We start from the raw sequence: 21394 nt of genomic DNA on the forward strand, positions 1-21394 counted from the left end.
GCCAATGAAATTTTGGCAGTTTCAATGACAATAGAGTCACGTGCTGCTGATTAGTTCTGACCTTTACACAATCTTTGCATTTCTTTATCTTGGCGGCTTTTTGTTTAAACAACATCTCGTGTAATAACACGACTATTCAAGATATAATGATTTATAAGAAATAAAGTAAACTTAAAATCATAGGAAAATGCTTTGCAAATTGACGTGTTAGTTATTGGTGCCGGTGCTGCAGGATTGATGTGTGCCGCAACAGCTGGTTATCGAGGCAAAAAAGTCGTTGTCGTCGATATGGGCAAGAAACCAGGCCGTAAAATACTGATCAGTGGTGGCGGACGCTGTAATTTCACTAATGAAAATGCCGGTGCTGAACACTATATTTGCCAAAATCCTCACTTCATAAAATCAGCATTAAGTCGTTATTCAGCACAAGACTTCATTGAACTTGTTGAACGCCATGGCGTAAATTATCATCATAAAACATTAGGGCAGTTATTTTGTGATGACAGTGCAAAAGATATTGTTGACGTTTTGATGACCGAATGTGATTGGGCAGGCGTTGAAGTTAAAATGCGTAATGAAGTACTTTCAGTCACTAAAACTGACAGTGGTTACCAAGTCCAAACAACAGAAGCGAGTTATAGCTGTAAATCATTAGTGGTCGCCTCTGGTGGTTTAACAATGCCAAAGCTTGGCGCAAGTCCTATTGGCTATAGGATAGCAGAACAGTTTGGCTTGAATGTATTACCAACAACAGCGGCATTAGTGCCTTTTACTTTACATGATCACGATAAAACCCGCTTTGATGGTTTATCTGGTATAAGTATATTTACCGAAGTCGCTAGTGACAGCGGCGAAACCTTTAAAGAAAATATTTTATTTACCCATCGAGGTTTGTCTGGCCCCGCCATTTTGCAAATATCCTCTTTTTGGCAAGCGGGTCAAGCAGTAACCATTAATTTGTTACCCGATCACAGCTTAAATGACATCATCGCTGAATGGCGCCAGCATCAAGCGCAAAAATCGCTTAAAAATTTGCTCGCGACCTTACTACCAAAAAGGTTCATTGAGTGCTTAGTTGAAAGCAAAGACATTCCTGACAAAGCGGTTAACCAACTCAACCATGCAGAAATTCAAGCCATTCATGCTTTTATTCACCAATGGCAAATCAAGCCTAATGGCACTGAAGGTTATCGAACAGCGGAAGTTACACTTGGCGGTGTTGATACCGACGAATTATCTTCAAAAACGTTTGCCGCCAAAAAGAGCAATGACTTATATTTTATTGGTGAAGTGATTGACGTTACGGGTTGGTTGGGTGGTTATAATTTTCAAGCGTGCTGGGCTCAAGGAGTAGCGACCGGCTTGGCGGTAGTGTGATAAATAATAGTATCTTAGTCTGCGCTATTCGAGTTGTTATTCTAACGTCTACTGACTCGACTAAGAACTACGCCCTATAAAGCACTACTCATCAGTAGATATGCAGATTTTTGTTAACTCCCTTCTTAACAAATCTGGTTACGACCATTACATTTCGCTTGGTATAAGTGTTTATCTGCATTATTCATTATTTGGTCAATCGATTTGATCTCATTTGAATTTTCTACCACACCCACTGATACTGTGATCTTTAATGATTGATTTTCAAAAGGAATAATAAGGGTTTCTATTGATGCTCTTATTCGTTCGGCAATGATACGGGCATTATTTTTGTCGGTATTAGGTAATAATATGGCAAATTCTTCCCCTCCCACCCTAGCAAAAGTATCATAGCTTCTGAGGTGCGTCTGAACATTGTCTGCAAAACCCTTTAAAAATGCATCACCGGCAGCATGACCAAATTTATCATTAATATGCTTGAACTTATCTAAGTCCAAAAACATTATTGAAAATATTTTGTTTTTCCTGCTACTTCGATTGAACTCGGCCTCGGCTTTTTCATAGAAATAACGGCGATTATAAATACCGGTAAGAGAGTCGGTAGTAGCAAGCTTTTGAAATTGTTCAGACATAAGCTGTAACGCTCTCGCGTTTGCCTTTTTTTCTGTAATATCTGTGATGTACATATAAAGGTAATCATTGTGAACAATCTGTTCGGTAACGAGAAACCACTTACCATCTTGGGTATCGACTTCAAATGCTCGATAAGGACAACTTCTTCTCTTCGCTGAGGCATGAGATAACCAAGCTTCTAAAGTTGTAAATTCAATATTAATCCCTTTTGAACTATTGAAGCAGTCTGCACTTAGCTCAGAAAAGCTTTTGTTAAGCGCCTCTTTAGCAGACATACCAAATAATCGACCAATAGCATCATTACAATAAATGAGACGATCATCTCTATTGAAAATTCCTACTCCATCTTTAGTTAATGCTAAAGACTCAATGATTATCTTCTCAATTGAAATGCCCATCATTTACTTATCCCATTACAAAGATACCGCTAACGTATCTTAGCTAACTCCCAGAGTGCCGTTAACTTATCGACAAATAATTTATCGCCTGCATTTGTCGAAGCAACAAACAGTTTAAAATTAGTGTCATCAAGACGAGTAACCGTCACTATGGTATTTTCATCTGTTGCTTTGCCATATGTAACACTGATGTCTTTAATCTCATGAAATTGGACTTTTTCAAGCTGGAAACCATCATTGTCATCTTGCCAATAAGAGAAAACTTCTTTATCGGTAAAGCCATTTCCGTCATCACGAATAGTTAGAAAAGCATCACTATAAAAATAATGGATCGTTTCATCGGCAGCAACAACATTCTGTCGATAAAGATATTTCATGTCGTGTTGCATAATTTCATTTTGCGAAATAACCGAATCACTTGGCAAAAAAGGCGTTTCTTGGGCGATGGTTAAACTCAGCAGTGGTAAACATAATATAATCGCAACAATGCTGTGTACATTCCATCTTGAATTGTACTGAATGGCCTCACTGTTTCGATCGTTAATACTATTAATGTATTTTACAAAAGGAATGAAGAGTAAAGGTAATAGCATTATTAACACATTCAGAACCTTTTGCTCTGTATAGTTACCCACTAATGAGAGTATTAAATACACCAATGCAAAAATTACCGCTATAAAAGGCAGCATCACTTTGTTTTTATCAAAACGTTCAATACTGTCATTTTTTAATGCTAAAAATAGTGGATAGAACCAAATGATAGAAAAGAAACCTCGTACGATTGGCATGATATCGCTTTGCTGCTTTTGTTTAATAACCTGCCAATTTCGATACATCCAATAGGTACTATAAAGTCCAAAGGTAAAAAATGACAGGGTAATAAATTTAACTAATGCTACAGGAAAAAAATGACTATTAGCAAATACCGGTCGTTTATTAGACTCGATTCGCCAGCTAACAAGAAGTGCAACCAAGCCGATAGCATAAGTCCACATTGCGATAAGCATCCAACTCGCTAAAGGGCTTTCTTCATCGTCAACGTCAACCGTACTGGCTGTCTGTTTCGCATATTTAGTAATGCCGTAGTAAGCTTTACTTCTTAACGTTTTTCTTGCAGCAAGATAACTTTCCACTTCATTTGCCGGAATATGATCAGTCTTAGAGCGGTATTCAAAGGTTAAGTTTAAGATATTATCGGTAAAGGAAACATCGCGTTTAAAAAAGAAAAAATCATTGTCTTCAACGAAGCTATCATCATCAAATTCCCAGTTTTGTTCTTCGAATTCTAAGGTGATTTTATTAATAATATTATTTGGGTAAGCGAACCACAGCGGCGCAACTCTTGCGACTTGCTTGGGCTTATAAACAGCATTTCTGATATCCGTAGGATAGAAGCTTCTTTCATAATCAACCTCTCCTTTTTTCCAAAATTCGTTAATCGTGTAGCTTTCGGCTAATTTCAAAACGCCTGTTGAATAATCTGTTGTAATATCAACGGCGGAAGTAGCTGTTAATTTAGGATAAGTACTTTGATAAAAGGTTTCATAGTCTGTGGAAAGTTTCTTTTTACCCGCTTGTTCAATTTGACTGTGCTTAGCTTGCGCGGTATCACCTAAATATTCACTAACAATATAATAGGGCACTGCTTGCTCAACATTTTCGCTAATAACATAACGGTCTTCAACATGAGTATAAGAATTTGACTGACTATTAGCCATTGATGTTAATGTTGTTTCTCCCGATTTAACTACCAAGGCAAATCCATAATCCGGTTGAAAAAGATACGCTAAACGCCCTTCTTGATAACTTAACGTCGGATCTAACCAAATACGTTTACCATTAAATTCTAAGGTAACAATAACGTGATTAAACAAATTAACCGCAGGGAGTTGTTCAACAAGAAATTTAGTTTCTTCGGTATTAACTAAGGCGGGATATGCATCAATGCCCAATGCCTTCAACAGCGTAATAAACAATAAGGCTTTGTCTTTACAGTCGCCATATTTCAACGCTAAGGTTTCATGGGCCGGTGTCGGTAAATGGGAATTAACCCCCATTTCTAAGCCAACATAGCGTATATTGTCTTGTGTATATTTTAATGCTGCTGCAATTTGCTCTGCTTGGCTTTTATTTTTTTGCTGAAGCTCATTAGCAATTTCAATAATCGTTTTATGTTGTTCACTCGGTTGATATAAGGTTTCAGCCCAGACAGCAACATCGCCCCAGTTTTTACTTTCACTAAATGATACTAAGCCATAAGGTTCATACCAACCCGGCACTTCGCTTGCTGATGACAGTGTTTCAGCGTTATGCATATGCACTTGGTATTCGGTGTACTCACCCAGTTTTTTTTCAGTAATTGGCACTGACACATTGCGCGTGCTGGAAAATAAAGGCTTACTTTTCCCCCAAAGCACTCGAACAAATTGATCTCGTATTGGTACACTCCAACTCAGTGTTCGGCTATAAGCGAAAATACCTTTATAAACCGGGTTGTCGCCATAACGCGTAAAACTATAATCAATGGTGTCACCCTCTTGAATATCGTCAATAAGGATATTGAGTGTTAAGGAGCCATTGTAAATTTGATTTTCTAATTCGGTTTCTCGGTTTAATAATGAAATCTTTGCACTCGACAATTTGTCAATACGTTGCCCATCTCGAATAACGAACAAGGTATTGAGTACCAGCTTTCGGTAAGTAGGGTCAAAATCGAGATTTATTTGCGAGATATAATCAACACCAGCTTGGTTTACAACTGTTTGAACATAGCGAGAATACCAAGCACTTTGTTTTTTTTCAGATAATTTCCTTTGTGAATCCAGTAATTGATAAAATACACCATCGGTTATTTCGTCTACGGGAATGTCTTTTGTTAGTGTGATATCACGAGACTCAACCCAAGTAGGGGCTGCTTCAATATAAATATCATCATATTTTTCGCCGTGCGTTAAGCCGCTCAGTAAGAGTAATAAGGCACTAACGATAAATATTTTTATTGGGGGTAAAGAATTGAAAATACGCAAAAAAAATCCTTTTTGTTTTTATTATCTAGCTAGTTTGCCTTTAATGAGGTCAATAAAGCAACATTTTTAACAACATTAGCCATGCGAATCAAAAAACTACACTACTTATAAAAGTAAAGTCAGCTTAGGTTTTTCTTGCTATGCTTGTCGAGCTACACTGTCGCCCTACAATTCAAGCGTAAATAATCTATGACTATAAATATAGAGACCAGCAACTGCCCTCTTTGCCAACAAAAAAATTGTTGTGATGTCGATTCACCTCAGCAATGTTGGTGCACTTTAGAAAAAGTGCCCAAAGCCTTAATTCAACAAGTTCCCGATAAAGCCAAGGGTAAAAGTTGTATCTGCCAAGCATGTATTAAAAAATTTAATTTAACTGAAAAAGATAACTTCACCGCACTGTAACGTAATTCCCAACTCGCTAATCTTTTAAATATTTAGCACTGCAAGCACTTAATCAGCAGAGAAAAAACACTTTGCCTATTTACTGTAAATGATACTACTGAATGTTTTCTCTTTATGTCCTAATACCAAGGAAAAGCAATGTTAGCTGATGCACAAAAAATAGCGGTAACATTAACTGAAACTCGTCGCTCGTGGAGCGCTACAGCAACGTTAGGGTTAACCTTACTGTTTTTCATCCTCTACTTTATTATTTCGATTACTGTTCTTGCTATAGCCGCAGGCATAGAAGTCGCCGCACCAGCAATGAGTATAGATCGCGTCCTAACCGCTGGGGTAAAAATAAGTCAAAGGTTAGCACTCGATGGTGACTTTAATGCGATTAACTATCTGATCACGGCTTTATGTTTAACCCCCTTGATCTTTTATTGCGCAGCAAGAAGAAAGCTAACAACAGCTGCGGCCTATTTAGGTTTTAACAAATGGCCAAATAAAGCCAACTTCATTAATTATAATGTTGCCCTAATAGGTTATTTTATCTTTTCTTACTTTGCCTCAGATGCCTTAGGTATAAAAACGCCACAAAGTATGATAAATATTTATAACACTACTGATTATCTATTATTGCTCTTTATTGCCGTCGTGATAGCCGCCCCATTTTTTGAAGAACTTATTTTTAGGGGCTTTATCTTTAAAGGATTAGCAAGCTCGCCTTTAGGTGTTATTGTTACGATTATTATAACCAGTGTGTTATTTACTTTAATTCATGCGGGCCAGTACGATATAAACATACTCGTGGTATTATTTCCTTTAGCCATTATTTTAGGTGTATCACGCTATAGTAGCGGTGGTATTTACCTTCCGATTTACCTGCACTTTATAAATAATTTATACTCCAGTGTAACTATGTATTTATTCATGAACTAGCTAGATAGCGATAACATTAACCCTAGTGAGATTAATTCATTTCATTATTAACGATGAGCGTAGCAATGAACGAACTTTATCCAGAAATCACACCTTTTGATCATTTTTTATTACCCGTTGGTGACCAACATAAACTCTATGTAGAACAATGTGGTAATCCAAAAGGACAAGCCGTTGTTTTTATTCACGGAGGACCAGGAGCGGGGAGTTCAGCCAATGACCGACGTTTTTTTGATCCTGAGAAATATCTCATTATATTATTTGACCAACGTGGCTGTGGTCGTTCGTTGCCTTTTGGTAGTTTAGATAATAATAATACTCAGTTATTAGTTGCCGATATTGAGAAAATTCGTCTAAAGCTAAAAATTAAAAAATGGCATGCTTTTGGTGGTTCTTGGGGATCAACACTGGCTTTAGTCTATGCACAAACTCACCCTGAATCAGTGATCAGCTTGGTATTACGCGGTATTTTTTTAGGCCGTGCCGAGGATACTCGATGGGCATTTGAAGGAGGAGGTGGTACTCGAATTTTTCCTGATTATTGGCAAGAGTATCTTGATGCTCTGCCTAATGGTGAAATTCAGACCGGTGTTAAAACAGCCTACGACATTATGACAGGTGACGATAAAATAGCCGCAGAGCGAGTTGCACAAGCATGGGCTAAATGGGAGATCCGTTGTTGCACGCTAAAGCCTAACGAAGAGTTTGTTGCTGCACTCACCGGCGATGATTCTTCTTGGACTCTCTCTCGTCATGAGGCTCATTATATGGTGCATGGCTGCTTTTTATCGGAAAATCAGATACTAAAAAATTGTCATAAGATTGAAAATATTCCTATGGTTATTGTTCATGGCCGTTACGATATTGTCTGCCCTTTTGACAATGCTTGGCTCTTACATCAACAACTGCCAAATTCAACATTGTTCAGTACAATTGCTGGCCATGCTTCAATTGAACCTGAAACAAGAGATCAGTTAATTAATGCCACCAATAAAATGCTAACGCTATAATATTGTTTATTATGAGCTTTTTTTTAATGATATGGCTTGCTTACTTTCATTATTGTTAAAAGTACTACTGTAAAAAATAGTAATAATTCTCTACACTAAGCCAATAATTATACAATATAAAACGCTTAGGATTAAAAAATGAGAATTGCCCCCACAGTTCTTTTAGCATTAATAGTGGCTTTTTCAAGTCACTCATTACCTGTTAAAGACAACGTTATACATTATAAAGTGACTTTCGAAAACGCGGTTCATCATGAAGCGCGAATTTCGGTAACCTTTCCAGACATTGAAAGCCAAGTTTTGACCGTTCAAATGAGCCGCACCTCTCCAGGGCGCTATGCTTTACATGAATTTGCTAAAAACGTTTATAACGTGACTGCTGTAAACAGTATGGGCGAGCCCTTAGAAATTACGCGACCTAACCCTTATCAGTGGGCAATCGACAATCACGATGGTGAGGTAACCGTAACGTACACCTTATTTGGTGACCGCGCTGATGGTACTTATGCTCAAATAGACAGAACACATGCTCACTTGAATATTCCTGCTACGTTTATGTGGGCATCAAACCATGAGAAGCGTCCTATAAAAGTAACATTTGAACCTTTTAGTTCAACATGGAAAGTGGCCACTCAGCTACAAAAAACCCAAGATAAATATACCTTCACTGCCCCCAACTTAGCCTATTTTATGGACAGCCCAACAGAGCTTAGTGACCACCAAGTAAAAAGCTGGACTGTTCACTCAAGTGGCAAAGATTACCAAATTAACTTAGCTGTGCATCACGATGGTCTCGAGGAAGATTTAGTTGAATTTACCCGTCAAGCTAAAGCTGTAGTTGCTGAACAAATTAAAGTTTATGGCGAATTACCTGCTTTTGATTACGGAGAATACACTTTTATTGCCTGTTATTTACCCCACGTCAATCGCGATGGCATGGAGCATAGAAACTCAACAATTCTCACTAATACTCAATCATTAGATGAAGGGAATTTTTCACAATTAGGCACCTTATCACATGAGTTCTTTCATGCTTGGAATGTTGAACGCATAAGACCTAAAGCATTAGAACCTTTTAACTTCAGTGCTCATAACATGACAACAAACTTATGGTTCGCCGAAGGTTTTACTTCTTACTATGACAAATTAATGATCCGCAGAGCGCAAGAGTCTACGGTTGATGAATACTTAAAAGCTGTTACCAAGACGGTTAATCAGGTTGAGCAAGTACCTGGTCGACAATTTTTCACCCCTGAAGGTGCGAGTATGCTGGCAACGTTTACCGATGCGGGTACTTCTATTGATAAAACTAATTTTAGTAATATCTTTTTCAGCTATTACAGCTATGGCAGTGCCATGGCATTAGCACTAGATTTATCTATTCGCCAGCAATTTCCAGGAAAATCACTTGATGATTTTATGAGAAAAATGTGGACAGATTTTGGTAAACCAGAAATTCCTTACACCCGTGAAGATTTGCGCCACACCTTAGGGACTTTATTAAATAATGATGCCTTTGCTAAGCAGTTCTTTGAGCAATATATTTATGGACAAGTAAAACCTGATTACGCATCACTATTAACTCATGCTGGCTTAAAAATAGTTAGTGCTCACCCAGGTGATGCTTTTTTAGGTCAGGTTAAATTTAATTTTAATGGTGAAGCTGCCATTATTGAGAAACCAATAAAAATTGGCTCTCCTCTTTATCAAGCAGGTCTTGAACGTACTGACCAAATAGTTAAAGTAGGTCGAAGAACTATAGGTAACTACAGTCAATGGACAAGTGCATTAGAGCAATTTAAACCGGGTGAAAGTACAACGATTGAATACATTCAACGTGGCGAAAAACTATCAACCACGATTACCTTTATTGAAAATCCAGAAGTGAAAGTAATAGCCCTAGATGATGAAGAGATAAGTGAATCACAAAAAGCATTTATATTGGCATGGCTTGGCGCAGATAAACCAAAAGAAAATAGCGATAAAAATAAATGGAGTCCTAACTCCTAACCGGTAAAAGTTATGCGAGAAGTAAAGTTAACCTAACCATTAACTTTACTTCTTTCAATTGCTTATTGTAAGTTTACATTTTAATCACTTTTATATTACATTTATTACAAATGATAATTATTACCAATAAAGGCTTTATTTTTATGGTGATTCAGTTGTAATATATCGGCTATAATTTGTTGTTATGCTAAGAGCTAGTTTCTTTTTAGCGTATTTTATAGGACTTGTTTGTGTCATATTGCCAAGAAAAAATCGAAGAGTTTACTCATCCCATAATTCATTTATTAGGCGAGCAATTAACATGGCGCTGGGAAGACAGATTTTCCGCTATGCTGTCTGAATTCTCTCGTGATAAAAAAGATAAAACGCTAGACGCACTTCGCCAACAATTTCAACATGAATGGAATAAAAAAACGGCAAAAAAAGCACCACAAGAAATTAAAGAATACTTAGGTCCCTTAATTAAACTTAACAAAGATCAACTTATTTTAGCTCGACCTGCCACAGATTCAACACCAGCGATTATAGCGTTATGGTGGCCTTGGGGACACGGAGGCACGTATTCATTGCGTTTAGCCGTATTAGATTCACCTTACGAATACGATGAGTCTGCGCAAAGTGATGGAAAGCTCCTTAGCCGCATAAAGAATATGTTTTCTTAATGAACATCGACAATAAATCCGATATTGCAGCCTCTTACTTTTAAATCTATACCCACCAAGTCTATTTAGGTTCTATTTGTCTATATGAAAATTAACACCTTGCTCTGATAATACCTTGATAAAGACACTTTTACTGCACTGTGCAACTTGCTGGCAAACAATAAGGTATTTATCTATGGCGGGTTGGTGGTCTTGTAAGGCTGCTTCTTGTAACCAAAATAGTGCTTGGTTTAAATCTTGCTCACCATGCTTACCTGTGATGTAAAGTTCAGCTAAATTAACTTGCCCAAGCTTATAGCCTCTTTCAGCTGAGAGGTTGAATTTTTCAAAGGCTAATTCGATATGGTTATCTATATAGCTCGCTTCTAAAAAAGCTAAACCTGAATTGTTCTGTCTTGCGCCAGGGAAGTAAGTACTACTTAAAAAACGCTTTTTCGCGGTTACAACGGGCTTACCCCTTAATTCATTTTTAATAGGTCTTTCAACCCGATAAATAGCACCTTGCGTGCGCATTTTATGTAATTCAGCAAAACTGTAATGATATTCTTTTCTTGAAAAAAAACTAAAGTGGGTTACATGCCCGACTCTAATGCTTTCATCTGCACCATGCTGCATACGATAAAATAATCGGCTATAGACCACGGTTGCTACATCACCGGTAATATCAGTAACCTTCCCAACACGGTATTTTTCATTGGGTCGTAACTCACTAGAAAGATACCGAAAATCAACATGGTAGAAGTCATTAACAGCAGGGTTTTCGATAAACTGATCAGACAATTGATGTTGCTTGATTTCACCTTGTACTAAGTAACCTAGGAACATTAACGTTAAAAGCGATCCTAAAAATTTACTGAACAATCGCCAAGCGGGAAATAGATTTTTTGACAATTCTTTGACACGCTGTTTTGGTAAAGTCGCTGCATCGGTTTGAACCCAGCATTGCTGACATTGAATAATAGTACTTTTTTTAACCGGGTAAAATGGAATAGACTCAATAAAAAAGAAGGCATATTTAATCACGCCTTTCACCTGATGATGCTTACAACCACAATCAGGACAAGTTAACTCATTGATTATACTACCTTCAATTGTTGATTCACTGTATTCCATTGTATACTCTTTTTTTATTCCATTATTTTTTATACCATTGGTACAAAAATCATACAAGCATTAATTACGAAAAGATTAGTAGACGCATATAGAATTAAAGTCGTGATAGTGAACGTCATTATTCGCTACCCTTTAATGCATGGATCACTGGTTTGTTAATGTATTGACGCAAAGGAAAGTAGCAGGCAAATAACGACAGCATGCTGATCATCGCTAAGGTCACTATAAACACCGGCAGTAATTCTAAGGTGATGTAGTGGCTGACTTGTTCACTAAAACCAATGGTTAATAGAGACAACACGCCAACACTCAGCAGTACGCCCAATAATATTGCACTGGCATTGTCTTTAATAATCAATTTAATTAAGTCGCTTCGTTTAGCGCCAATGGCCATGCGTGTTCCAATTTCAAAACGGCGCATTTGGGTGCTGTAACTTAAAATGCCATACAGACCAATCGCTGATAAAACGAAGGTAATAACCGTGAGTGTTGCAGTAGTAATTGCCGCCGTATACTGGCTAAATAATCGTTGAGCCTTTTGCTGTGCTAAGGTTGAGAATTCAAATAAACTGATCGATTTACTGGTCGATTTAATCGCAAACACTAACTGTTCTCGCGTTAACGTTTGATTGTCTTTTAGTTTAATCAGTAAGTTAGAACGACTTAAATTAGGCATGTAAACACGCGTTGGAATAGATGTTTTTCCCGGCAATTTATGATCGTTAACGATACCTATAATGGTATACGCGCTAGGGCCACCAAAAGAAAGCTGCTTACCGAGTGCTGCACTTAAATTACCTTGTTCCTCGGTAACTAATTGCTTGGCGAGTTGCTCATTAATAATCAGTACTGGCGCTCGGTCAGTAAAGTGACTTTCAATGAAGTTATCGCCCATTAATAAATTCTGTCCCATTAATGAGAAATAATGACTATCGACGCTTTTACCCAGCGGTAATACGGTTTGATTAGAGGTTACTTCGGTTAGCGACCAAGTACCTTCACCATCGGTTAACGGTGAACTATTTCTACTCGCCACACTCACTTGCGGTAATTCTGAAATTTTTTGTTGAATCTCTGCGGTAATAGCAGAGCTCTCTGCGCGCGTTAATTCAACGGCATCAGATTGAGTCAGTACTACACTGCTTAATTGCTCAACGTTCATCACTGACGGATCGTAAATAGTTTGTAATGATATTTTTAATAAATTTATATTAATAAAAATTAATACGGTAGCCACGGTAACTTGACTGATCACTAAGAAAGTACGCATCCCTTTCGACACTTGCAGCCCTGTTCCTTTACCGCTGGTTTGAATGCTGTTATTTAAGCGACGTAAGTCTATCGCTCGGTAACTTAACAAAGCAAATAGAATGGCTAAGAGCAAAGAGGTTATTACCGCGCTGGTTAAGGTGAATAAGCCAAGGCTTAGCTCATTAACGCGAGGCAATACCTGTTGCAAGTTTGTTTGCAATACACCAAAACCTACTTGCGCAATAAGTAAGGCGAGTAACAATACACCAAACATCAGCAGAAATGATTCAGCAAAAAGCACACTAAAAAGGTCTTTACGTTTAGCACCAACCGCTGCACGTAAAGCTAATTGGTTCTTTTTTTCAACCGTGCGTGACAGTTGTAAGTTAGCGATATTAATAAATGCGATGGCTAACAAGCCAATAACGCCTAATAACAATAAATAAGCGCTACGGCCACTATCACCTAAAATTACTGATTGAAATGACAATAATTTCACTTCGATATGCCAACCTTTGTTGTAGCCATTTTGGTCGATATTCTCTTGCCAGGTTTCATTCACTAGCTGGGTAACTTTCGCTTGCGCTTGTGCAACATTTTCATCTTTAGCAAGTTTGCCAATAAAGGTTAAGTTATTCGCCCTGTCCCACCAACGTGCTCGATACGTTTCGCCGCCAGCATTAAAGTTAAAAGGTAACCAAACGTTGGTTTCTCGGCCAATGGTTGATATTTTAGGTTCAATAAACGCTGACGACAAAACACCAATAACCTGAAAACTTATACCACGAAAAGTCACTTTTTCATCGAGAATATCCGTTGCTTCAGCAAAGTCATTCACCCATGTTTGATAACTTAATACCGCAACAGGAATATTACTATTAATGTGCTCAGACTCAGAAAATGGTCGCCCTATAGCCATACTTGCCGCAGTAAGCTTAAACCATTCAGGGGTAACATAGGCGGTTGATAATGTTGGCTGTGTGGCGAGTGACGTTAGTACTTCATCGTCATAAATTGATAAAGCCACTTGGTCGAAAACCTGCTGGTTCTTATCTTGTTGATGCCTGTATAAATGCACGAGACTCGGGTAACTAAAAGCAGTAACATTTAAAGCGCCAGCAGCATCAAACTGTTGGCTGTCGACACGGTATAATCTGTCTTGATCAGGATACGGCAAGGGCTTAATTAGCATCACATAAGCTAGCGTTAACACACTCAGCAAAGCGCCTAAGGTAATGCCCATGGTGGAAACAACACTAAAAACAAAGCCTGGCTTTTTCTTAAGGCTTAAAAATGCATGTTTTAGTTGATAGGTAAATAAGTTCATTATTCACTTCCTTGTAAGTTGCTTATCGCAGGAGAATTAATAAATCGTCTTAATGGTAAATAACAAGCCAATAACGAAAGAGTAGAAATTAATAGGAGTGTCGCGACAAACATTGGCGCTAATTGCGTGTTGATATACGATGAAAGTTCAACACTAAAGAATAAATACGCTGTGAATAAAATAATTAAGCTAAACAATATCCCAAAAAAAATCGGCTTCACGTTGTCTTTTATGATCAGTAATATTAAGTCACGGCGTTTTGCACCAACAGCCATACGTGTACCTAATTCAAGGCGGCGCATTTGAGTGCTATAACTTAAAACACCATATAAACCGAGACCGGCGAGAGAAAAAGTGATTAACGATAAAGCTGCGGTTGTTACTGCGGTCGTTATTTCGGTGAACAAGCTTTTGGTAAGAAGATCATTGGCGGTATTGAAACTAAAAACAGAATATCTTGAGTCAATCCCAGCTAACAATTTCCCCAGTTCTTCGCGACTTATAGACTGACCTGCCTTTATTTTAAGCATAAATTTGTTGTCGTTTAGATTATCAGGCACATAGGCCCTTGGTATAGGCGCAGCTACATCGTCGCTGCCAAACGGAGTATCGCCAGGAATGGCAATATCTTTAACAATACCTATTATTTTAAATTCAGGCTCATTTATCGATACTAGCCGCATACCTATAACATCACCGTCAGGTGTTAACTGCTTAGCAAACGCTTGGTTAACAATCATCGAATAGTTGTTATCTCGTCTATCTAGCTTGGTAAAATTTTCACCTTGTAATAGCGGTTGTTCAATTAGTTTAAAATATCTATGATCAATTCTTTTTAAATACGGTGAATGCCCTTCATTATCATCAAGTTTGGTTAGTAATTTAATACCAAAGCCATCTAAAGGTGAACTCCCATGCGCAATAGCTTCCACCTGTGGTAAGGCTTTAAGCTTTTCTATGATCTCAGCCATAATGGCGATGACCTCTTCCTGGCTAGATAATTGTGTTGAAGAGAAGTTTAACGTTAAAATCGAGATATTATTGGTGCTAAAACCTATCGGTGCATTAATGGTTTTAACGGCATCTTTAAGTAAGCTCAAGTTGGCAAATACTAATAGCGTCGCTAATGCCACTTGGCTGGCGATTAAGACTTGGCGTGTCTTTATTGATACCTGTAAACCACTGCCCTTACCACTACTTTGTAAGCTAGCATTGAGTGCACGATAATTGATAATACGAGTACTTAATTTAGCAAAAAACAATGCAAAAATAATGGTTGCTAGCGCCGCACAGCTAAGCGTTATCGGATTAAGAGATAGCTCGTCAACTCGCGGTAATACCGAGGCCAAATATTGCTGCATAATATAAAACCCGCCCTTAGCAACTATCAAGGCGAGTATGATCGACATCAACATCAGTAAACTGGTTTCAGCCAACATCGCTTTAAATAAATGTTTCTTAGTGGCACCAATCGCTGCTTGAATCGCCATTTGACGTTGCTTTTCGGCAGTACGTGCGATAAACAAATTAGAGATATTTGCGCAGGCAATCAATACTAAACCAATCACACCCGCTAACAGCATTACCGCAATAGACTCACTATCCCCGAGCATAACGTCCTTCACTGAGCGGACTCGCATTTCGATTGACCAATCCTTGAAGAATTCCATATCAGCAACACCTTCTTGCCAGCGTTTACTCACTAAAGGGGTTAAAAGTTGTTGTGCTTGGCTTTTGCTAAGCCCTTTTTTCAATTGACCAATAAATTTAAAGTTACCTTTTATGCTCAAAAAACTTTTTCTGCTTACTTGGTCAGTCTGATTATAATCCCATGGCAGCCAAACTTGCGTTTCACGCCCAATTTCAGCTAATTCAGGTTCAACAAAACCTTCTGCCAATACACCAACAATGCGATAACTAACACCCCTGATATTGATTTTTTGTTCAAGAATATCCGCACTGCCATCATATTTTTGCTGCCAAGTATTATAACTGAGCATAGCTACTGGATTATTGGCATCCAGAGCTTCGCTAGCCGTAAACATTCGACCTGTTGCCATAGTCGACGCTAACAGTTGATGTAACTCCGGCGTGGTATAAGTGGTATTGACGAGTGGTTGGTTAAGGTGAGAAAGGATCACATCTTGGTCATAATACATGATGGCCGCTTGTTCAAATGCGGCTTTACTCTGGTATAAATGCACCAAGCCAGCATAACTATAAGCAACTGTTTTGGTCTCTTTTTTATCGCCAAGAACCTTATGCTCAGCAACAAAAAGTCGATCTTGCTCAGGGTATGGCAATGGCTCAATCAACAATAAATAGGCTAGTGTTAACACACATAACAACGCGCCTAACGTAACGCCCATGGTTGAAACAACACTAAAAACAAAGCCTAGTTTTTTCTTAAGGCTTAAGAAGGCTTGTTTTAACTGATAGATAAATAAATTCATTATTCACTCCCCTTTAAGGCATGAATAACGGGGTTTTTAATAAACGGGCGTAACGGCACATAACAGGCAAGTGATGAAAGCAGTGATATTGCTCCCACTGTGAGAATAAATAACGGCAAAAGTTCTAAACTAATATAAGTATTTAAACTGTCACTAAAACCAAGATACAGAACAAGTAATACAACAAAACTTACCACTAAACCAATGCCTAATGCGCCAGCATTATCTTTAAAGACTAAGCTAACAATATCTTTACCCTTTGCACCAATAGCCATGCGAGTACCAATTTCAAAACGACGCATTTGGCTAGAATAGTTAAGAATACCGTACAAACCTAAACCTGATAGTAATAACGTTAAAATAGCCAATACTAGTGTCGTAACGGCTGTAGTTACTGAAGAAAATAATCGACGGTCTTTATATTCATTGAGTGATGTGAAGGTGAATAAACTTAATTTTTTATCAACGCTTTTCATCGCACTAATCATTTCATCACGATTAAATATTTGCCCTTGATGCTGTTCTATTAGCAACATATTTCTTGCCAAACTTGCGGGGTAATAAAAACGAGACTCTACTCTCTGTATGCCAGGCATATTAATACTTTTTACAACACCAATAACTTCAACACCATTTTTAAATTTAAAGCCAATCGCACTGCCATTTGGCGCTAATCTTTGTGCAAAAACATCATTAATAATCATCACTTTTCTGTCGTCTTTAATATCTGCAGCACTAAAGTTGTCACCTTCAATAATCGCTTGTTTGAGCATGCTAAAGTATTGATCGTCAATATCTTTCCCTAGCACAGTATAACGATTGTCTGTTTCCATAGCTGTTAATGCCAAAGTACCAAAGCCTGTGGGTCGCATCGCTTGGCTTACCTTTTTTATTTTCGGATGGGCTAATAACTCAGCTTTAAGGGCAGTAAGTTTTTGTGCTTTTATCTCGCTTTCAACATTGGGTAATGCCAATACGACCGAAGTAATGTTATTTGTTTGATAACCCAAAGGTTGGTTTACTAATTCATTGGCGTCTTTATACAAAACGACATTAATAAAGACTAAGGCGGTTGCTGTCGCTATTTGACTGCTAATTAAGATGTTTCGCACACGCTTTGATACTTGAATACCACTGCCTTTGCCACCTGATTGCAACGTAGCGTTAAGTGCATGATAGTTGATCATTTTCAAACATAAATGTGAGAAGGTAAGTGTTAACAAGACTAAGAGTAAAATAGAAGCTGAAAATGAAAATGCATTGAGTTCAAGTTCATCAATGCGTGGTAGAAAATCACCAAGGTAATATTGTAAAACACTAAAACCAACAAAAATAACAACCTGCGCGAGTATAATAGCGGCAAACATTAACAGCCCTGTTTCAGCTAAAATATTGCGAAACAATTGTATTTTTGAAGCCCCAACAGCTGCAGAAATAGCAAGTTGTTGTTGACGTTCTACTGTTCGTGAAACAAATAAATTGGCGATGTTAGCGCAAGCAATAAACAGTAAACCTAATGATCCAATCAATAATAAGTAAACACTACGTTCACCATCGCTAACAATAAAAGATTTTAATGTTTGTGTTTTAAGTACGATCGACCAATTTTTAAAAAAGTCATGACCCGATACCTTACTTTGCCAATTCTCATTGACGACGTTTGTAAGGATTTGATCAATTTGTGGCTTAGAATATTCCGCATATTGCTTATTCAGCTTACCAACATATATCAAACCGCTATCATCATTTCCCCAACGTTTTCGTTCTCTTTCACTTACCGAATTATAATCCCATGGAAGATATAACTCGGTTTTAAAACCAGCGCCGGCGAGTGGCGCTTCAATGTTATTTTCTGCGAGTACACCAATAATTCGGTAGTTATTTCCGCTTAACGTCAGGTTTTTTTCAAGCACATTAATGTCGCCATTAAACTTATTTTGCCATGTTTCATAAGTTAAAACGGCAACGGGGTTATAACTGTTAACTTTTTCACTTTCTGCAAATCCCTTCCCTAACTCCATTTTTGCAGAGAACAATGAAAACCATTGCGGCGTTATAAATGATATTGCCACCATGGGTTCGCTTGGCAAAGAAGTAATGACCCCGCCATCAACATACATTAAAACACTTTGCTCAAATAACGATTGCTGGTTATATAAATGCATTAGATTAGGGTAGGTAAATGCGCGGCCATCAATAGCATTTTCATTACTGATTAATTGATGTTCAACATTATATAAACGCTCTTGGTCAGGATACGGTAAGGGTTTTATTAACATGACATACGCTAAGGTCAGCACACATAATAATGCACCTAAGGTTACGCCCATGGTAGAAACCACACTAAGCACAAAAATCGGTTTTTGCTTTAAGCTTAAATATGCTTGTTTGATTAAATAACTGTTCATTTTTCATGACCCTATCTTCTGACCATCACCCTGAATAAGGTTCAGGGTGAGTTATCTCGCTAGTTTTACACCCAGCGGGTCTAAAATAGCGTCATCCTGAACTTGTTTCAGGATCTGGTTTTTAAACTTTTAACAACTTTAGATACTGAAATAAATTCAGTATGACGGTAAAAAGTACTTATTGAGTTAGCCGACTTAACCGACTAGTTTTACACCCGGCGAGTCTAAAATAGCGTCATCCTGAACTTGTTTCAGGATCTGGTTTTTAAACTTTTCAACAACTTTAGATACTGAAATAAATTCAGTATGACGGTACAAAGTACTTATTGAGTTAGCCGATTTACCCGACTAGTTTTACACCCGGCGAGTGTAAAATAGCGCCATCAAGAAGCTGTACTTTAGTACGTGCCATATCTGCATAGCGCGGATCATGCGTTACCATACAAATGGTTGTACCCGCTTTATTTAATTGGTCCAGTACATCCATAACTTGGTCAGCACTTTTTGAATCAAGGTTACCCGTTGGTTCATCCACTAATAGCACTGCAGGGTCAGCAACTAACGCACGAGCAATAGCAACACGTTGTTGTTGTCCGCCAGAAAGTTGGTTTGGTTTGTGACTAATACGGTGTGACAGGCCTACTTTTTCTAAACATTCTATGACACGTTTTTTGATTGTCGCGTTATTGGGTTTATCAGCATGGTAGCGCAGTGGCAAAGCCACGTTGTCGAAAACTGAAAGCTCGTCTATTAAATTAAACGATTGAAATATAAAACCAATCTTTGCATTTCTAACTTCTGCAGCTTGATCCAGTGATAGGTCAGTAACATTGACACCTTCAATGAAATACTCACCACTGCTACTTACATCAAGTAAGCCCATAATTGATAAAAGTGTTGATTTACCACAGCCAGAAGGACCAGATATTGAAACATAGTCTCCTTTATTAACGGTTAAGTTAATTGATTTCAAAGCATGTGTTTCAAGTTCTTCGGTTTCAAAAATTTTACCGATATTTTTTAATAATAAAATGGCTGTGCTCATGTACCTATCCTTTTGTAATTTTATGACTCAATTATAAAATCGAAATTTTGGCTGTTTTATAGTTACTTAAATCTGAAATAATAAATTGGTCGCCCAAGTTGGCTCCCGCACTTATTTCAATAAATCGTCCAGTTTTTTCCCCAAAACTTATATCGACTCTTATAGCTTCAGACATTTCTTTATTAAGCCGATACAGCGAAGTTTCACTCTGCGCTTGCACATTGGCAGGTCGGTCGATGTAGTAAATGTTTTTGAGTACTTTAGCCGTGATCACCGCATCAATGTTTTGTTCGGGCCTTGCACTTTTAGGTAGTTTCCCAGGGAATGATATTTCAACCTCGACGGTGTTTTGGTCAACAATAGGGTCAATACGCTTAACTTTCCCCTCAATGAGTTCTTGTCGGGTATCAACGATAACGTTCTGACCAATTTTAACTAATTGCACTTGGTTTTGTGGCACGCGGATCAACGCAATTAATTCGGTAACACTACCAATTAAGGCAACTTCTTGCCCTGGAGACAAGCTTTGCCCTAAATTTACAGATAAACGTTGTAGCACACCGTCAAAACCGGCCTTTACCACTAATTTATTTTTCCGGTCTTTAGCGATTGTTAGTCTTTGTTCAACTTGCTTAATTCGTTCTAGTTGTATATTTATCGCCTCTTTATGTACTTCTTTAAGCTGTTCATTACGTTCTTTAAAAATTTCAATTCGTTCTTTTAACTGATCTTCACGCAATATGCTTTCTTGATAGTCTATTTGTTTGACAATACCGCTTTTTACCAATTTATTTTGTGCCGTTAACGTCAAACGAGCCCCTTTATGCTGTGATACAAGTTCTAAATAATTTGACTTTTCGGTGAGTGTTTCACGTCTTTGGTTTAATTTTAGTTGGCGTAAATTGGCTCTTGACTCAGCTACTGAATATTCAGCACTTTGCACTTGTTGCTGCAGTTCTGGGTTCGCTAATTTTACGATTACGCTTTCTTTGGTAACAGTAGCGCCAGGTTTCAATACGATTTCTTCAACCGTTGCTTTGGTGAGGGTAGTAATTAATTGCAATTTATCTGAGGTTAACTTGCCGTATCCTTCTACGGTAACGTCTATATTTCCTTGCTTTACCGTTGCAAGCAATAAATCTTTTCTCGCTAGGCTGACACTATTAAGTGACGCTTTTGCATAACTTACCAATACAATAACAATAACAACGGCGATCGTTACTATTAGTCCTTTGTTATTGAGCAATGTTTTTTTAGGTTTCTGTTTTAAAATATCCACATTATTCTCTTGGTTGTTGCTTAACCGTCTTTCTATATATATTGATATAGCTAATTTCGTGCCAATAATATTT

14 protein-coding genes are annotated in these 21394 nt (G+C 37.9%); 6 read left to right on the top strand and 8 right to left on the bottom strand.

The window, feature by feature from the left end; all coding sequences use genetic code 11:
• The first annotated feature begins 192 nt into the window (after positions 1–192).
• Entirely contained in the window at positions 193–1377 is a 1185-nt protein-coding gene (locus H4J70_RS09815) for an NAD(P)/FAD-dependent oxidoreductase (RefSeq protein WP_259368037.1), read from the top strand.
• Positions 1378–1502: 125 nt separating this feature from the next.
• Here H4J70_RS09815 and H4J70_RS09820 read toward each other — a convergent pair whose 3' ends face one another.
• Together H4J70_RS09820 and H4J70_RS09825 are read right to left on the bottom strand one after the other, a co-directional pair.
• Positions 1503–2411: a sensor domain-containing diguanylate cyclase gene (locus H4J70_RS09820; protein WP_182251029.1), complete on the bottom strand. Its 909-nt coding sequence runs from the start codon at positions 2409–2411 to the stop codon at positions 1503–1505.
• A 26-nt stretch (positions 2412–2437) separates the two neighbouring features.
• Positions 2438–5434, bottom strand: a complete 2997-nt coding sequence (locus H4J70_RS09825; RefSeq protein WP_182251030.1) for a DUF3857 domain-containing protein — start codon at positions 5432–5434, stop codon at positions 2438–2440.
• 189 nt (positions 5435–5623) lie between these two features.
• On the opposite strand from H4J70_RS09825, the gene H4J70_RS09830 reads away from it, so the two are divergent.
• The 5 genes from H4J70_RS09830 to H4J70_RS09850 all read left to right on the top strand — a co-directional run bounded on the left by H4J70_RS09830 (position 5624) and on the right by H4J70_RS09850 (position 10445).
• Complete coding sequence (locus H4J70_RS09830; RefSeq protein WP_182251031.1) at positions 5624–5839, top strand: cysteine-rich CWC family protein; 216 nt, start codon at positions 5624–5626, stop codon at positions 5837–5839.
• Between the two features lie 138 nt (positions 5840–5977).
• Positions 5978–6763 (top strand): CPBP family intramembrane glutamic endopeptidase, encoded by a 786-nt coding sequence (locus tag H4J70_RS09835; protein ID WP_182251032.1) that lies wholly within the window; start codon positions 5978–5980, stop codon positions 6761–6763.
• A gap of 65 nt (positions 6764–6828) precedes the next feature.
• Positions 6829–7773, top strand: coding sequence for a prolyl aminopeptidase (gene pip / locus H4J70_RS09840; RefSeq protein WP_182244542.1), 945 nt, complete (start codon positions 6829–6831; stop codon positions 7771–7773).
• Positions 7774–7911: 138 nt separating this feature from the next.
• The gene (locus tag H4J70_RS09845) at positions 7912–9783 is read left to right on the top strand and encodes a M61 family metallopeptidase (RefSeq protein WP_182251033.1); all 1872 of its coding nucleotides are present in this window, start codon (positions 7912–7914) and stop codon (positions 9781–9783) included.
• Between the two features lie 230 nt (positions 9784–10013).
• The gene (locus tag H4J70_RS09850) at positions 10014–10445 is read left to right on the top strand and encodes a hypothetical protein (RefSeq protein ID WP_182215298.1); all 432 of its coding nucleotides are present in this window, start codon (positions 10014–10016) and stop codon (positions 10443–10445) included.
• A 72-nt stretch (positions 10446–10517) separates the two neighbouring features.
• Here H4J70_RS09850 and H4J70_RS09855 read toward each other — a convergent pair whose 3' ends face one another.
• The 6 genes from H4J70_RS09855 to H4J70_RS09880 form a co-directional block, all read right to left on the bottom strand.
• Complete coding sequence (locus H4J70_RS09855; protein ID WP_182251034.1) at positions 10518–11558, bottom strand: tetratricopeptide repeat protein; 1041 nt, start codon at positions 11556–11558, stop codon at positions 10518–10520.
• Positions 11559–11676: 118 nt separating this feature from the next.
• Positions 11677–14136 (bottom strand): ABC transporter permease, encoded by a 2460-nt coding sequence (locus tag H4J70_RS09860; RefSeq protein WP_182251035.1) that lies wholly within the window; start codon positions 14134–14136, stop codon positions 11677–11679.
• Positions 14136–16589: an ABC transporter permease gene (locus tag H4J70_RS09865; protein WP_182251036.1), complete on the bottom strand. Its 2454-nt coding sequence runs from the start codon at positions 16587–16589 to the stop codon at positions 14136–14138. The genes H4J70_RS09860 and H4J70_RS09865 overlap by 1 nt, the downstream gene beginning before the upstream one ends.
• Positions 16589–18997, bottom strand: coding sequence for an ABC transporter permease (locus tag H4J70_RS09870; RefSeq protein WP_182251037.1), 2409 nt, complete (start codon positions 18995–18997; stop codon positions 16589–16591). The genes H4J70_RS09865 and H4J70_RS09870 overlap by 1 nt, the downstream gene beginning before the upstream one ends.
• Positions 18998–19337: 340 nt before the next feature.
• Positions 19338–20042 carry an ABC transporter ATP-binding protein gene (locus tag H4J70_RS09875; RefSeq protein ID WP_182242000.1) on the bottom strand — a complete coding sequence of 235 codons (705 nt, stop codon included), beginning with the start codon at positions 20040–20042 and terminating at the stop codon, positions 19338–19340.
• A gap of 31 nt (positions 20043–20073) precedes the next feature.
• On the bottom strand, positions 20074–21321 hold the full coding sequence (locus H4J70_RS09880; protein WP_182251038.1) for an HlyD family efflux transporter periplasmic adaptor subunit: 1248 nt from the start codon (positions 21319–21321) through the stop codon (positions 20074–20076).
• Between the last annotated feature and the right edge of the window lie 73 nt (positions 21322–21394).

The sequence above is a fragment of the Colwellia sp. BRX8-9 genome, from assembly GCF_014077245.1.
Taxonomy (GTDB): Bacteria; Pseudomonadota; Gammaproteobacteria; order Enterobacterales; family Alteromonadaceae; genus Colwellia_A.

Bases quoted from the DNA above. Each gene is read 5' to 3' on its own strand.
- H4J70_RS09820 (WP_182251029.1), bottom strand. From the start codon at position 2,411: ATGATGGGCATTTCAATTGAGAAGATAATCATTGAGTCTTTAGCATTA.
- H4J70_RS09830 (WP_182251031.1), top strand. From the start codon at position 5,624: ATGACTATAAATATAGAGACCAGCAACTGCCCTCTTTGCCAACAAAAA.
- H4J70_RS09835 (WP_182251032.1), top strand. From the start codon at position 5,978: ATGTTAGCTGATGCACAAAAAATAGCGGTAACATTAACTGAAACTCGT.
- pip (WP_182244542.1), top strand. From the start codon at position 6,829: ATGAACGAACTTTATCCAGAAATCACACCTTTTGATCATTTTTTATTA.
- H4J70_RS09845 (WP_182251033.1), top strand. From the start codon at position 7,912: ATGAGAATTGCCCCCACAGTTCTTTTAGCATTAATAGTGGCTTTTTCA.
- H4J70_RS09855 (WP_182251034.1), bottom strand. From the start codon at position 11,558: ATGGAATACAGTGAATCAACAATTGAAGGTAGTATAATCAATGAGTTA.
- H4J70_RS09860 (WP_182251035.1), bottom strand. From the start codon at position 14,136: ATGAACTTATTTACCTATCAACTAAAACATGCATTTTTAAGCCTTAAG.
- H4J70_RS09865 (WP_182251036.1), bottom strand. From the start codon at position 16,589: ATGAATTTATTTATCTATCAGTTAAAACAAGCCTTCTTAAGCCTTAAG.
- H4J70_RS09870 (WP_182251037.1), bottom strand. From the start codon at position 18,997: ATGAACAGTTATTTAATCAAACAAGCATATTTAAGCTTAAAGCAAAAA.
- H4J70_RS09875 (WP_182242000.1), bottom strand. From the start codon at position 20,042: ATGAGCACAGCCATTTTATTATTAAAAAATATCGGTAAAATTTTTGAA.